10 protein-coding genes are annotated in these 14,548 nt (G+C 49.9%); 1 reads left to right on the top strand and 9 read right to left on the bottom strand.

The features are described 5' to 3' along the window. Window positions 1-267: 267 nt before the first annotated feature. A complete protein-coding gene (locus J0A65_RS01655; protein ID WP_206592366.1) occupies window positions 268-825 on the top strand; it encodes an NAD/FAD-utilizing enzyme in 558 nt (185 codons plus the stop codon). Window positions 826-865: 40 nt separating this feature from the next. Here J0A65_RS01655 and J0A65_RS01650 read toward each other — a convergent pair whose 3' ends face one another. From J0A65_RS01650 to J0A65_RS01610, 9 genes are all read right to left on the bottom strand, one after another. Next, window positions 866-1,558 (bottom strand): nucleoside-binding protein, encoded by a 693-nt coding sequence (locus J0A65_RS01650; protein ID WP_206592365.1) that lies wholly within the window; start codon window positions 1,556-1,558, stop codon window positions 866-868. A gap of 5 nt (window positions 1,559-1,563) precedes the next feature. Then, window positions 1,564-3,507, bottom strand: coding sequence for a methyl-accepting chemotaxis protein (locus J0A65_RS01645; protein WP_206592364.1), 1,944 nt, complete (start codon window positions 3,505-3,507; stop codon window positions 1,564-1,566). Between the two features lie 530 nt (window positions 3,508-4,037). Further along, a complete protein-coding gene (locus J0A65_RS01640; RefSeq protein WP_206592363.1) occupies window positions 4,038-4,778 on the bottom strand; it encodes a dienelactone hydrolase family protein in 741 nt (246 codons plus the stop codon). Window positions 4,779-4,869: 91 nt separating this feature from the next. Continuing rightward, the gene (locus J0A65_RS01635; RefSeq protein ID WP_206592362.1) at window positions 4,870-6,819 is read right to left on the bottom strand and encodes a class I adenylate cyclase; all 1,950 of its coding nucleotides are present in this window, start codon (window positions 6,817-6,819) and stop codon (window positions 4,870-4,872) included. 260 nt (window positions 6,820-7,079) lie between these two features. Further along, entirely contained in the window at window positions 7,080-8,402 is a 1,323-nt protein-coding gene (locus J0A65_RS01630) for a M28 family metallopeptidase (protein WP_232849696.1), read from the bottom strand. A 72-nt stretch (window positions 8,403-8,474) separates the two neighbouring features. Then, on the bottom strand, window positions 8,475-9,758 hold the full coding sequence (locus J0A65_RS01625; protein ID WP_206592360.1) for a M24 family metallopeptidase: 1,284 nt from the start codon (window positions 9,756-9,758) through the stop codon (window positions 8,475-8,477). A gap of 218 nt (window positions 9,759-9,976) precedes the next feature. Continuing rightward, window positions 9,977-12,490 carry an ABC transporter permease gene (locus J0A65_RS01620; RefSeq protein WP_206592359.1) on the bottom strand — a complete coding sequence of 838 codons (2,514 nt, stop codon included), beginning with the start codon at window positions 12,488-12,490 and terminating at the stop codon, window positions 9,977-9,979. Window positions 12,491-12,506: 16 nt separating this feature from the next. Beyond that, window positions 12,507-13,187: an ABC transporter ATP-binding protein gene (locus J0A65_RS01615; protein ID WP_206592358.1), complete on the bottom strand. Its 681-nt coding sequence runs from the start codon at window positions 13,185-13,187 to the stop codon at window positions 12,507-12,509. A gap of 9 nt (window positions 13,188-13,196) precedes the next feature. Next, window positions 13,197-14,435 (bottom strand): efflux RND transporter periplasmic adaptor subunit, encoded by a 1,239-nt coding sequence (locus tag J0A65_RS01610; RefSeq protein ID WP_206592357.1) that lies wholly within the window; start codon window positions 14,433-14,435, stop codon window positions 13,197-13,199. Window positions 14,436-14,548 lie beyond the last annotated feature (113 nt).

Genomic DNA, 14,548 nt, shown 5'->3' with positions numbered 1-14,548 from the left:
GTCAATTCCCGACCTGATCTATCAGGAAATCCAATAATTATACCCTTACAAAATCCACGGTTTAGAGTGGCTTGCGACGGGCTAGACCATTAGCGCGTCGAGATGTTAGTGGCGGTGCGAATATTGTTCAACCCACCATTGGTCGCATGTAAATGCGCCTTTCCCACCACAGACTATACTTTCAATAACTAGCTTACTGCATAACTAGCGCGGATTGGCCGAGCTGTATTGCAATAAGAGTTAGTTACAACAGAAAAGGAGTGGGAGATGTTAAGACACTACTATTTAAGTGACGACTTGCGTGACTTGTCAGTGGTAGAGCATGAGATGCTTGCTCTTGGCGTCAGTAAACCTCATTTTCATGTACTTAGTGATAAAGATGCAGAGGTAGAACAGCACCACCTCAATGCCATCGAATCGGTATTTAAACAAGATGTGGTGCATGCCACAGAAACGGGTGCCTTAATAGGTACGCTAGGCGCGGCACTCATATTGGGACTGGCGTACTGGCTGGGTTGGGCGAGCACCGCCGCGGGCTGGTTGCCCTTTGTGTTTTTGGCCGTTGTTGTTTTAGGTTTTTGCACCTGGGAAGGTGGACTTATCGGTATTCAGGTGCCGAATCGTCGCTTTCGCCGATTCAGACGTTTGCTCAAAGCGGGTAAGCATCTGCTGTTTGTCGATCTTGATCCCGAACAGGAACCGTTGGTTGGCGCAGTAGTCGCACATCACCCGAAATTAAAATTGGTCGGCATTGGCGATACCGCCCCAAGATGGCTGGTTAAAGGCCAGGAAAAATTCCACCGCTTTATGAAAAGTATGCCTTAGCAACGAGAGTGGGAGCCTAAGCTCCCACTTTTAGAGATATTTAGAAGTGCCACTTCAGCAGCAAATTGGCATTGCGTTCATCAACCCCTTGAATGCCGTATTTGTTGTTCCAAAAAACATACTCCATCCCAATATACAGTGGTGATTTCAGCCCCACATATGGCGCCAAATTCCACTTGAGCTGAGATGTCCAATTCATGCTGGCCGCTGTGCCCTGCTCACCAATCGCGGAGCTCCAATCCAGAAAACCGTCAAACAACCATTCACTTGAGGCCACTTCAAAAGGCACCGCCCAGGTAATGGTGGTTTGCCAGTTATCCTTCCCGCTGTCGTTATTGCGACGATACAGATCGACATTCAGATAATTGAATCCCACAGGTTTAAAACCCGCCCCAACCCCGTATAAATAATGGGTAAAATCTTCACCAATCTCGATGGTGGCAGCTGCCGATATGCTCTTAACCCAGCTTGACTGGTCAAATTCAAGCAAGGTGAACTTGGGTGAAAACTCGCCGTAGGTTTCTTTATCGCCATTATCAGAGTGAAGGCGGTCAATAAACATAAACATACCGCCCCAGCTTGTGCCAGTCACATATTCAAAGGTAGCGACCTCTCGGTCTGTATCCCCTACTTCGTAATGACTGCCATTTAGGTAAGAGAGACTAAAATCCGACCATAACACATCAGCTTGCGTAGGCAGGGCTAATAAGCCTAGATACATAAGTTTTTTCATTGTCATTACACCTTAAACTGACTAACGATTTGGCGCATATGCTGAGCACGTGCTGTCAACCTGTCAATCTCCTGCAACTGGCTTTCTGCGCTCGAGTGAATATTGTTAGCCATGGTAGCAATAGTTTGTGCCGACTCATTGATATGGTCCACTACCGACGTTTGCTCCTCTGTTGCGGCAGCGACCTGATGGTTGCCGTCACTGATACTGTCAAAGCGATGGCGAATAGCGGTCAACGCTGAAGAAGCCGACTGTGCACTATCGGCCAGCTCCAAACTACTTTGCGCGCCACTTTTTATAGTAGTCAAACTGGCTGAAGCCGCGCTTTGCAGTTGCTCAATCTGGGCACGGATTTCTTTAGTGGAATCCTGTGTGCGACTGGCCAGAGTACGTACCTCATCTGCAACTACAGCAAAGCCACGCCCTTGTTCACCAGCTCGGGCGGCCTCAATAGCGGCATTCAGGGCTAATAAATTGGTTTGCTCAGAAATACTGCTAATCACATCCACCACCGAGTTGATGGCTTCAGCCTGGCCCGCCAATTCCGTTATTGAGGCTTCACTTTGTTTCATTGCCCCGGCCAACTCGTTCATGGTCGCAGCAAGGCTCAGCATAACTTCGTTGGTATCGTGCGTATCCTTAACCGCCGTGCTGGTATCCGCCGCAGTCTTGTGTGCAACAGAAGATACCTCGCCGATGGTTTGCCCCATTTCGGTAATGGCAGTAGCAACCATTTCTGTCTGTCGACGCTGATCCTCGGAATACTCCACCGATTGCAGCGAGGTGTTTTTCAGATTGCCAACGCCGCTATTGATTGCCGATTCGGCCTCTTTAATCTCTCTGACAAGATCGGAAAACTTTGCCAATATGGCGTTAAACCCCTTGGCAAGGTAGCCCAGTTCATTGTCAGTACTGGCATCCAGGCGTTGGGTTAGGTCCCCGCCTGATGCAGACATACTCAGCAGCTTGTCTCCAACCTGACTGATAGCCCCGCTGACCCGATTGGCGATATACAAAGACAACAGGATAAAAATCACCGCCAGCACCACTGCGGTAATAACCGACAGCTGCACCACCGCATTTACCTTATCGCTGATTTCAGCCTTAGGCAGAACGGTAACCAGTTTCCAGCCTACGTCTTTAAGATCAGAGGTGGCAATATATACGGATTCATCGGCAATCTGGCCGTCAAATAAAGTAAAGTCGCCTGAGCTTGCTGTAATTTTTCCTGCTACATCAGTGTAAGCAGACAATTGTGCCAGGGATTTGTTGAGCATGGCATTTTCACGATGTGCCGCCACATTGCCGTCGCCATCCAGTAAAAACATATAGCCATTTTCACCAACCTTGTGTTCCTGCACCATGCGGATAATGGCAGACACATCGTAACCCAACCCCGCTACACCCAACACTTGCCCATCCTTGCTCTTGGCAAGCACATTCACGAACACCGTCAGGCTATTTGTGACTTCATCAATGTCCATGCTCAATGCGATATCCTGGCTGCCTCTGACAAAGTCAAAAAACCATGAGTCGCGGGCGACTTGCTCCGACACCTGTTTGAACAGTCCATCCTGGTTGTAGTAGTTGTTACTGGGTTTGGAAACCCAAAAGACCGAGGCGGCGCCATAGTCGCGAATAAAACGCTGCGTATAATTAAGCAAATCCGGGAGCTTCGCAGGATCCTCACCATTTAAGATCCATTGCTGTATGTAGTCGTTTTGCGCAATGCCTTGAGAAAATGCGATGGGCGCTTGCAGCTCTGCTTTTATCTGGGCTCGGGCGCGTTCAGTGACATTAGGCAGATGCTCATTTTCAGTGACTTCATAAAACATCCCCGAGAACTGCCGAATATTGATAAATGAGCTAATCAATATGGTTAGAAACAATGCCAATACCATGGCGCCGGCCAGTAGGGTTTTCAGCCTTAAATTATCTAGGTTTATCATTCTGTTACTGCCTAAAACTGATGGTTGTTCCAGCTTAGACGAGAAATCAGGACAAGTCATAGGTTGCCAGGTTAATTACCTAAACTTCCCCCATAGATATTTTATCCGCCAGTCAAACCGGGGGCACATCCAACTTTAATTTCCCCCTGTCTGCTGCTGAGGCTATGCTTCAACGGCCAATGGCAATATGCAGATAATCCCTTTACTGCCAATGAATTCAGGCAAACTGGCGTTAAGATGGTGACGATAAGGCTGCGTCGTCGACAGACGTTTTATTTATCTTATCAAAGGCGGGGTGCACAGATGCTGTTTGCCCTTGCACAAGCCCCATAAAACAGGTGTTCATCAAAGGCTGATGATGAGAAGTCGTGGGCTTTGTACTACCAAGTTAATGCCCGCGGTCCTTAGGTGCTCCCCTGAATTCCGCGGGCTGAAGGTAACTATTTGTTTAACACAGAAAGGCAGAGAGTCAAGAAATCCATATAAATGAGACTATCACTGGCCCTCGCGGGCGCCGGGCCAGTGAATGACTATTGCCAGAGTACCCGTTGAAACAGCGCAACCGCTTGTTGATACATAATCATCGCCAGGGCCGGATCATAACGTTCCCCCTCATCACGCATAAAAGCATGCTGAGCATTCACTTCCGTCCATTGATAATTGATACCGCTAGTCAGTAGCGCCTGATAAATCTTCAAGCGTCCATCAGCCGGCACATGCGGATCCTGCCGGCCCCAGATAAAGTGAATTTCACCCTGGATATCCGTCATACGCTCAAACGACTGATTGCCTGGCTTCGCGGGCAAAGTGTCGCTGTGAATATCGGTCGCATACAGGCAAAATGCCGCCTTAATATCTGGGTTAAGTGCCGCCCGGTAAGCAAGGTGCCCACCAATGCAAACACCCATAGCACCAACATTGCCATTGCAGTAGGCTTGCTGCCGGACAAAATCTACTAACACTTGAGTGTCGCTATCGTGCGCCTCTAGCGGCTTTGTCCACTTATCCTGATTCCCTTTGTCTTTTCCAGCATCATCGTAAGCCAGCACAGTGCCTATGGGATTTAGCTCATGAAATACTTCTGGCACCAGCACCACAAAGCCATGACCGGCTAACAGGGCAGCAGTGCGGGCAATAGGTGCGGTTTGCTGGAAAATCTCAGAATAAAAGATCACGGCGGGGAAACGACCTGCTTGCTGGGGTCGGTATAGGGTAGTACGCATCAGCCCGGTTGGTGCGGGCAGGTCCTGGGTTTGCTGTTGGATAATCATGGCGTTCCCTTAGCTGAAAACGCTCATGGTAGCGGTAGCCGTGCGGCCTTTCCAGTACCAAATATCACGCCACAAAGCGAGATAGGCACGGCTAAACAATATGACGAAATTCCAGACCGGTACGCATCACAAAATTGTCGTACAGGCGCTGCTTATGGGAACCATCCGGCACCAGTAAATGCGCCAATCTGGCCAATCCATCATTGCCCAACTCCCTACGCAAAGGCTCCAGTGCCTGCATCCCAGACTGCGAGTACAATTCTCCCCAACTATTGCTGTATATCACCCTGACCGTATCCACTTCCGGCTTTAAACGGCGACTTTCAAAATTCAGCACCACCAGACAGCTGGTTACTTTAGCCGGTGACAACAATGCCTGACGAGGCAATTCGGAGACCCGTAGTGGAGGAAATAGCTCTTCAGCCTTACTGACCAGCTTATACAAATCCTCTTCTGTAACCGGTTCGGTATGGTAGTCCAGTTGGATGCGGGTCTTACTATCCATAATCCTGTTCCAAACCGCCCAGACGACCAGATCAATAGGGTTATCGCTGGACTTGAGGTGTTCATTACGCAGTGTGCTGGCCTTAGCCGAAATCTGATCCCCGGCATACATAGACCAATTGCGCTTAAGCATGGTATCGGGGTCGGCTTTAATACTCACAGTACGACAATACAGCTCGTCGTCGAACACGCTGCGTAGATATTCGACTTTATCCGTTTTTTTGGAGTAGAAAGTATCCAGTTTTCGCCCGATAACCGTCATATCTTCCTGACTAACGGTTTGTTTCTGTCCGGCAATACGGCTGGACATACGACGATAACAGTTGATTAAAAAGGCATGCACCTGGCGACTAAGCAGGGACTTCTCACTAAAATTCCAACTGGCAATATTATCAATCTTACGCAGCTTATCTGCACTCCACCCCCACTCCCAAACATATCGACTAATCATCTCGCGCTTAAAACTATGGTGTTTATCGCCCGTTTCCTGGCTGAGCGTACAACCGCACTTTAAATACAGACTTAACTGTAAAAGTTGCACAACCTGCTGGTTATCCTGCTGCTGGTAATGGGCAATGAGTTCGTCAAACATCAGCGCATAAGGATCAACATATTCCTGATGTGCCAAAGGGTTAGCACCGGTATGTACGTACTTTTTAAGTAGGTTACACAATGGCTGCTTGTGCTGAATATTCTCCAAAAACACTTCTAGCTTGGCCATCTTCAGCACCGACTTAAACGGCGAATCCATGCCTTTGACTATCTGCCAAATAGCAGCACCGAACAACTCTCGAGAGTCCATCTCCTGTAAATTGCCAAAGTCCATAAAGAGTTTGGGATCAGGTGGTTCGCCAGGCTTTAGACTGTTCATCAACTCCTGATACTGCTTGTCATTAACCTTATCGGGCATCAACCACCAAAAAGGTAGCTTACCGGCCACCACCAGATTGGTGGTATAAAACTCAGCTTTTAAGAACACCGCTTGTGCCGAGCCAGAGCTTTCGCCATCCGCTTCTCCGAAGTCGTTGCGTCTTATTTTGTCGATATCCGATAAAAAGAAATGCACTTCCATGTCATGTTGAGCAGCCCATTGTTCAACCAGTTGCAGTTTTTGTTGCAATAGCTTACGCGCGTTAGGTTTTACCACTTGTGGGTCAATACACACCCAGTAATCAAAGTCCGAGTCATCCGACTGCGCAATAGTGCCAACGCTGCCCATCAATACTAAGGAGTCAATCAGTCGCTGTTTTGGCCAAAGCTGGCGAAAATCATCAAATAACGATAGCTGCTGTGGGAACACACTCTTAAGTGAATTGACCACGGACTCACGCAGGGAATAGTTAGTCAGACCAAAAGCAACATCATCATCGGCAACAAAACCAGGCAAAGCAGGATGATTAACATGCAAAAGAAAGGGCAACACATGGAATATCGGACGCTTGTTTTCGGGCAATAATGCCAGAGCGCGCTCATGTCGGGCTTTGTTGTAGCGTAGAACCCGTAACAGCCGAATGGCTAAGTTTTGTTGTATATTCATCGAAACAGTGAAACAGCTTATGACTCAGAGGCAAAAGACTTTCGGCTACGGCTGACTTCACGAAAGGCTGCAAGTACACCATTCAGACTAGCAGGGTTTTACCGCTCAGCCTACTGAATAATACGCTGAACCTATGGATTTTCCCTTCCCAACAGATACCTGCGATTTGGAAAGGAAACGATAAGGAAGCTGGACATCTCATCCCGGCAATCGGTTAGCGGCTATCAAAGTTAAACAGCTAACTGATCGCCACTAAATCATTACTCGCCAAAAGCGCCGGCTACACCGGGAAATACCACCGGGCTTTCCAGGCCATTTTGCCCCACGCTGGCCACGCCGAAGAAATAATTGTCAATCACCACATTTTCCAGGGTAAAGCTATTGACCTTGCCAACATAACGGCTGAACTGCCACTGCGGCTGGTCGGTATAACGCCAGTAAATCTTGTAGCCTTTCACCAGGTCTCGTTCAGCATTGGCGGCGGGTGCCCAGCTTAGGGTAGTTGAAGGCTGCACTGCCCCTTTGATTTCTACCTTAGCTGGCGGACTGGGAGCCCAGGCCATACTGGCTAAGCTTACTGCATTTAGGGCCGTTAGCTTGGCCGCATATGGAAAATTCACGCCATCCAGGGTATCGCCATACACAGTGCCGTTTTCGCTGCGTAAATCCTGATGCTGACGATCATAATGCTCGTTGGTTTCCATTATACGGATAGCAGGAAAACCGGCATCATTGAAGGGACGATGATGGCCACCGCGGCCAAATCGGTCCAGACGATAGACCATCATGGTATCCAGATTGGGAATATAGGTATCGGCAATCTTGTCGATATAACGGGCCAGATTGCGAGAGGGTGAATCTACTTCGCCACCGGTAAAACGGCGTTTGTTCGCCTCTTGCGGGGTTTCCACTACCCAGGTGCCTTCAGAAAACAAACGGGCACTGGTGTTGTTTATTACCCCATTGATACCGGCAATATTGCCTATCATATCGTTATTAAGCACAGCTTTAACCCGCCAGCCGTCTTTAAGCGCCTGTTCGGCCATAATCTTGCCGCCGAACAGCCCCTGCTCTTCCCCCGCCAGTGCTGCATACACCACAGAGCCATGGAATTGGTATTGACTGAGCACGCGGGCCGCTTCGAGTACCCCGGCCAGGCCAGAAGCGTTGTCGTTGGCCCCCGGTGCGTCCGATACCGCATCCATTACATCGGAAACTCGCGAGTCGATATCGCCGGACATCACCACATAACGGCTTGGGTCAGTCTGACCTTTTTGTATGGCGATGACACTCACTACTTCAACAGGCTCAGGAATGCGCTTTTCGCCCTGAATGGTTTGCGACTGATAATACACCTCAAGACAGCCCCCACATTGGGCAGAAATCCTATCAAACTCAGCCTTAATCCAGCGCCTGGCGGCGCCGATGCCGCGGCTGTCCGACTGAGTGTCAGATAAGGTATGGCGGGTACCAAAACTCACCAACTTGCGAACATCCTGTTCAATACGGGCGGCCGATACCTGGCCGGCAATGTCATACAGCGCCTGCTCATCACCGAGCTTGTCGGCGGCCAGAGCTGGCATGCCGAGCAGGCATGCCAGGGTCACTATGGATTTTTGCATGTTCACCTCGTTGTTGCGTGTTGTTGTTTTATTTTAAGTCACAGGTGTTGCCAACTTACCAATAGGCGACTCCAGCGACTCTGCAGGTTCAGTAAACCAACGCGGGCCGTTTTCGGTCATATAAATACAGTCTTCCAGACGCACACCGAACTCACCCGGCAGATAAATGCCCGGTTCGTTAGAAAAACACATTCCGGGTTTTAGCAGCGCGGTTTCACCACGAACAAAATTGACCGGCTCATGGCCCTGCATGCCGATGCCATGCCCGGTGCGGTGCGACAAGCCAGGCAGTTTATAGTCAGGCCCCAGGCCCTGCTTGGTGTAATAGGCCCTTACCGCATCGTCCACCGTACCCGCAGCTTTACCAAGCTGAGCAGCAGCAAATGCCACATTCTGCCCTTCACGCACGGTATTCCAGATCTTACGCACTTTGGCCGATGGCTCACCAAACACAAAGGTGCGACTGATATCCGATTGATAGCCTTCAACCGCACAACCGCAATCCATCAGCACCACCGAACCTTCTTTCAGGACATGCTGCTGTTTAGTGCCATGGGGGTAAGCGCTGGCCTGATCAAACAAGGCCATATTCCAAATACCGCTACCGCCCAATTTAGCCTGCGCACCTTGCATTAATGCCTTAACATCCTGTTGCGTCATGCCCAGTTGCAGGTTTTTCCACACATAGGCGTACGCGGTCAGGGTGATTTCATTGGCCTTGTGCATCAATGCCAGCTCATGAGGCGTTTTGTACATGCGACAACCACGGGTAACCGGGTCGGCACTGGTATGGGTAAAATTGCCAAGCTGGCTCATTACACCATCCAATACAAAGTAGCGCACCGACTCTTCAAAGCCGATTTGGCCTTTGCTAATACCTCTGTCTTTAAGCACCTGCGCCACTAACGCAAAGGGACTTTCATGCTCCAGCCAGACTCTGACATCATCACCAACTTCCAAGGACTCGCGAATACTGGGTTCTTCAAAGAAGGGGCAAATCACAGCAATGTCGCCGTCAGCCGGGATCACCACGGCTGTGAGCCGCTCACTGCGCCACCATTGAATACCCGTGAAGTAATCCATGGCCGGACCTGGCTCCAATACCATAGCGGCCATATTATTGGCTCGCATTAAGCTTCTGGCTTTATCTATTCTAAGCAAACGCTCCTGGGCGCTGATGGGCTGCACATCGTTGGTAAGATCGGCTAGGGCGTTATCCCTACTGGAAGAGGCATTCGCTGAGGCTAAAGAGGCAAAAGGTAAGCTACCCAGTACACCGGCACTGAGCTGTAAGAAACGTCGTTTAGAGAGTTGCACGTGTTGACCTGTTTTTATTTTTTCACAACCAAACACCTATCCTAAATCCATTTTTATCAAATAACACGGCCACTTATCCTCAACACCCTGTTGATGGTCTTTAAGCGATGGAATGAATATGGGCAGAAAAGCAGATCAAAGCTGAGTCAGGTGTAAAAAAGGGGCGCTACAGCGCCCCTTGAAATCTCGGTTATCAAACAAATGCCTGAAGCTTGCCCCTATTCATGGCGCAGGGCTTTGATAGGGTTGGCTTTGGCAACCTTGGCGGCATTTCCCCCCACCGTCAGCCACGCAATACAGACTGACACCAGGGTAGCCATCAGGCAAATTGGCAACAACCACCAGGTGTCGATACGATTCACAAAAACCTGCAACCAATTGAGCATCAACCAAATAGACAGCGGCCAGGCTACCAGGTTGGCAAGCATAATCGGCCGTGAAAATTGCCAAATAAGTAACAACATGATCTGCTTAACGCTGGCCCCCATTACCTTACGTATACCGATTTCCCGGGTTTTACGCTCGGCCGTAAAGGCAGCCAATCCGTATAGGCCAAGGCAGGCCACCAACACAGCTAACAGCGAAAATACGCTAAACAACTGCATCTGCACATTTTCACTTTGATACTGTGCAGCCAGCATGTCAGACAGATACTGCATATCAATAGGCTGCATCGGTACCGCCTGCTTCCATACTCGCTCAATCTCAGCTGTCACCTGGCTTGCCTGTCCCTGGTTATAGGTAATAGTAGCCACGTTAAAGCGCTGTGGGTTTAACATGTATAAGCTGGGGCGAATGGCGAATTTAACCGAACGAAAATAGATATCAGGAATGACGCCCACTACCGTCAGATGATTCAGGCCGTCACCACTTGCACTGATTTGCAGGGTCCTGCCTATGGCTTCCTGCGGGCTATTGAAGCCCAGTCGACGCACTGCGCCTTCGTTAAGAATGGCGGCAGCCTGAGAAATCTGATTTTGCTCGGCTGGTGTTAGGGTGTCAGAGCCATAAGCCTTATCAAACAAACGGCCAGCCAGAGGCTGAACCTGATAGGCTTGAAAAAAGCCGTAGTCCATATTGTGATAATTGAGCAACTCTTCAACAGGTTTGTCGCCCTGATTACTGCCCAGCAAGGTCACAAAGTTGTTGTTTTCGTTATCCTGAGTCGGGGCCTCAGAGGAATACACTACAGATTGCACGCCTGGAATGGCCTGCCACTGTTGTTTAAGACTATCCAGGTTATCTCTGGCGGCACGGATACCCACAACCAGCTTGCGCTCCGTGCTATAGCCCAAATCCAGGTTATTGGCATGTTGAGTTTGCAGGTACACCACCGCAGTGCATACAAGCAGCGTTACCGACACAGCAAATTGAAACACCACCAGCACATGGCGTAATTTCACCGAGGCGCTACTCTCGTTACTTTTGCTGGCTTTGAGGATTTGTCCTGGCAAATAGCCAGACAACACCAGCGCCGGATAACTGCCGGCAATCAGCCCCACCAGCAGACCCAATCCGAGTAAAGTAAACAGGAGACTTGGTTCGCTGAAGAGGCGAAATTCGAATACCTTGCCAAGCAATTGGTTGTACCAGGGCAATACCAATTCTACTGCGACCAGAGCGAACAGCAGTGAAATCATCACCAGGCCAATAGCTTCCAGTAAAAACTGTACAGCTACCTGCGCCCTACTGGCACCCAACACTTTGCGCATGGCAACTTCTTTGGCTCGCTGTCCAGCCCTGGCGGTGGCCAGATTCATAAAATTAATACAGGCGATGACCAGAATGAGCACGGCGACCAAGCTGAATGTGGCAACCAGTTTACGGTTACCCATGGGGGTTAAGTCGCCCATATTGCCAGCATCATTGTGGGCATCCAGATGCAGATCTGGCAACCTCATCAGCTTATGCTTCATAGTGTCGGATATCTTCGTGCCATCGGGCAGCATACCGCTGTTTTGTTTGGCAAATTCCAAGAAAGGACTTTCATTATCTACCCACCAGGTCAAGCGCAGCTGAGCCTGTTCAAGGGAAACGCCTGGGCGCAGTTTGAAGTAGGTATAGACGTTGACGCTGGTCCAGGTATCCAATACCCCTGGAAACTGACCAAACACCTCGGTGTCCATATACACCAACATATCCAGCGCCAAATGTGTGTTATCCGGCAGATCTTCGAGTACACCGCTCACGGTCAGCTCAACCGTCTGCCCCCGTAAACAGCACACCGTCAGAGTTTTACCAATAGCATCGGTACTCCCGAAGTACTTCTGCGCCATTTCCCGACTAATGAGTAAATCATTAGGTTTATTAAAACTGCTTTGTGCACTGCCATTGGCAAAGGGTAAATTCAGCACATTGAAGAAGCTACTGTCAGCAAAAGCCACCTGCTCAGAAAAGGCTTCGCCATTTTGTTGGACTGTTGTATCCCAAACCACCAAACGCATGCCGTCTTCAATTTCCGCACTAAGGTAATCCCGCACGGCTGGCATCATCCGGCCAGCGCTGCGCACGGTCAGAAAGGGGGCCCGGCCAGGGGACTCATAGGCTGTATGCAAACGCACTATCCGTTCATTATCTGGTATCCATTGGTCGTAGCCGCTTTCCGACTTAACGTACAGCATGATCAGGATACAACTGGCCAGGCCTACGGCCAGCCCTATGATATTAATTGCCGAGAACGCCCTGTTTTTTAACAGATTGCGCCAAGCGGTCAGAAAATAATTAGCAAACATTGGCTTCTCCTGTGCCTCAGGCCGCTTTGACGTCTTCGGTCACCACATGACCATCAAACAAGTTAATAGTGCGGCGCGCATAATCTGCATGTGCCGGGCTGTGGGTTACCATAACAATAGTGGTGCCTTCTTCATTCAAACCCTGCAGCATGGCCATGACTTCCTGACCGTGGGCACTGTCCAAATTCCCGGTCGGTTCATCCGCCAGAATCATGGACTGTCCTCCTACCACCGCCCTGGCGACAGCTACCCGTTGTTGTTGGCCACCGGATAACTGGCTGGGTAAATGATTGGCGCGATGTGCAATACCCACCTTATCCATTACCTCTGCGACTCGGCGGCGGCGTTCAGACGCTGGTACATCATGATAAAGCAGCGCCAACTCAATATTGTCGCGAACACTAAGCTCATCAATCAGATTAAAATTCTGGAAAATGAAGCCTATATGGTGCTTACGTATAGCTGCCAGTTGCGCTTCTTTATAGCCCGCCACATTCTCGCCGTTGAACCAGTATTCACCGCTGCTCGGGTTATCCAGCATGCCAATAATGTTCAACAAGGTAGATTTACCACAGCCACTGGGGCCCATGATGGCGACAAACTCACCGACGGCGATCTCAATGTTGACCTTATTCAGCGCCAGGGTTTCAACGTCATCGGATAGGTAATGACGGCTAAGATTGGTTAGTTTCAACATGGTGATTCCTTAGTTATTAATATTCAGTTGCTGGATATCCTGGTATTGGCTGTAAGAACTGGTTACCACCCGCTCTCCTTCGTTCAGCCCGTCCAGCACTTCGATGACGTTGTTATTGCGTCGCCCCATACGTACGTCGCGTCGTTCGGCCTTTGCCCCATCAGCGCTCAGCACAAAAATCCAATTGCCCCCGGTATCCTGATAAAACGCGCCGTTGGGAATCAGCAGCGCCTGACTGGCATCCCCCAGGGTCAATTTAAGTTGCATGGTCTGCCCGCGGCGAATAGTCGCTGGCTGCTCGCCGATAAAGGTCAAATCCACCTCAAACTGACCATTGCTGACCTGTGGATAAATTTTGCTGATCTGTAGCTGATAGCCATCCACCTGTGCGGTTTGACCCATGGCAATCCGGCTAAGGTAGAACTCATCAATCTGGGCGGTCAGTTTGTAGTCGTCAGGGGTATCAATTTGCCCCAGGCGCTCACCGCGGCCAATGCTCTGCCCCACTTCCACATCAAAGCCAGAGAGTTTGCCGGCCACCGGCGCGCGCACATTCATGTTGGCCAGGTTTTGCCTTGACAGCTCAAGGTTGTGCTCCAAACGGGCACCCGATGCTTTCAAGAAGGCCAATTGCTCTTCCTGCATACTGGCGTCTGACTGCTGACTTTCCCTGGTTAGTAGCAAACGTTGTTCATACCAATGCAGAGTGTCCCTGGTGTCATCATGCTGGGACTGGCTAATGGCCTGGGTATTAAGCAGTTGCGCCTCTCGCTGCAGCTTGCGTTTCAGCAATTTGATTTGGTATTCAATATCGACAATATCGCGCTTATGTTGCAAACGATTCTGTTCCAAGCTCAGTTCGATGGAGCGAATGTTATTGAGCTGTTCGGCCACCCTGGCTTCGTTACCCAATACGCTTAACTGCAAGCTGGCATTAGACAATTCAACAATCAGTTGCCCGGCTTCCAACATAGCCCCATCTTCCACCAAAATGCGTTCAACTCGTCCGCCCTCGATCGCATCCAGATACAGAGTTTTGGCCGGCGTTACACGGGCACGAACCGGAATAAAGTCCTCAAAGGTGCCACGGGACACGGAAGAAACCAGAATACGCTCCCCATTCACACTCAGGGCTTTGCCCGAAAAGCCAGGGATTAGATAGGCCACAACAGCAATCCCAATGATGGCCGCACCAACTCCCAACCGACCTGTCCACGGATTGCGTGCTTTATTGATTTTGCGATCCATTGCAGCCCCTGAGACCGAGTCAGCTCCAGATGGTTTGGCGGCATTTTGTATTGCACTGAGTTTTTGCATTGTCGTCTGCTTGTATTGATATTGTGATAGTGACTGGCTGGATA

Source organism: Bowmanella yangjiangensis, from assembly GCF_017255015.1.
Lineage (GTDB): Bacteria > Pseudomonadota > Gammaproteobacteria > Enterobacterales > Alteromonadaceae > Bowmanella > Bowmanella yangjiangensis.
Note: the sequence above shows the minus strand (reverse complement) of the source record. Positions and strands in the feature narration are given on the sequence as shown.

What these genes read in the sequence shown, in the direction of transcription:
- J0A65_RS01635 (WP_206592362.1), bottom strand. Translation starts at nt 6,819, where the DNA reads ATGAATATACAACAAAACTTAGCCATTCGGCTGTTACGGGTTCTACGC.
- J0A65_RS01640 (WP_206592363.1), bottom strand. Translation starts at nt 4,778, where the DNA reads ATGATTATCCAACAGCAAACCCAGGACCTGCCCGCACCAACCGGGCTG.
- J0A65_RS01620 (WP_206592359.1), bottom strand. Translation starts at nt 12,490, where the DNA reads ATGTTTGCTAATTATTTTCTGACCGCTTGGCGCAATCTGTTAAAAAAC.
- J0A65_RS01655 (WP_206592366.1), top strand. Translation starts at nt 268, where the DNA reads ATGTTAAGACACTACTATTTAAGTGACGACTTGCGTGACTTGTCAGTG.
- J0A65_RS01645 (WP_206592364.1), bottom strand. Translation starts at nt 3,507, where the DNA reads ATGATAAACCTAGATAATTTAAGGCTGAAAACCCTACTGGCCGGCGCC.
- J0A65_RS01615 (WP_206592358.1), bottom strand. Translation starts at nt 13,187, where the DNA reads ATGTTGAAACTAACCAATCTTAGCCGTCATTACCTATCCGATGACGTT.
- J0A65_RS01630 (WP_232849696.1), bottom strand. Translation starts at nt 8,402, where the DNA reads ATGCCAGCTCTGGCCGCCGACAAGCTCGGTGATGAGCAGGCGCTGTAT.
- J0A65_RS01610 (WP_206592357.1), bottom strand. Translation starts at nt 14,435, where the DNA reads ATGGATCGCAAAATCAATAAAGCACGCAATCCGTGGACAGGTCGGTTG.
- J0A65_RS01650 (WP_206592365.1), bottom strand. Translation starts at nt 1,558, where the DNA reads ATGAAAAAACTTATGTATCTAGGCTTATTAGCCCTGCCTACGCAAGCT.